The following is a 223-nucleotide window of genomic DNA, read 5'->3' on the forward strand; positions in this document are numbered from 1 at the left end:
TTCATGGTGGCCTTCAATATACTCTTGGATCTCACTCCAACCATCTGCGCCGCCCAGAACAGCGCACAATGAGGCAAATAAAATATCGAATAAAGGGTAGGCGACTTTGGCGCTTTGACGGGGATCTTGAATGTCTGAGAAATGTTCAGTAAAAATATCAAAGCACAGGGTTTTTGCTCTCAAAAAGAGAGTATGAGATCATAACTATTACTGTCGGTCAAAT

General features: G+C 42.2%; 1 protein-coding gene. It reads right to left on the bottom strand.

The window, feature by feature from the left end; all coding sequences use genetic code 11:
• A partial coding sequence (locus tag SLS51_RS23855; RefSeq protein WP_323840923.1) for a transposase family protein occupies positions 1 to 168 on the bottom strand: 168 nt, incomplete at its 3' end.
• Positions 169 to 223: the final 55 nt, after the last annotated feature.

It is taken from the genome of Photorhabdus africana (assembly GCF_035181445.1).
Taxonomy (GTDB): Bacteria; Pseudomonadota; Gammaproteobacteria; order Enterobacterales; family Enterobacteriaceae; genus Photorhabdus; species Photorhabdus laumondii.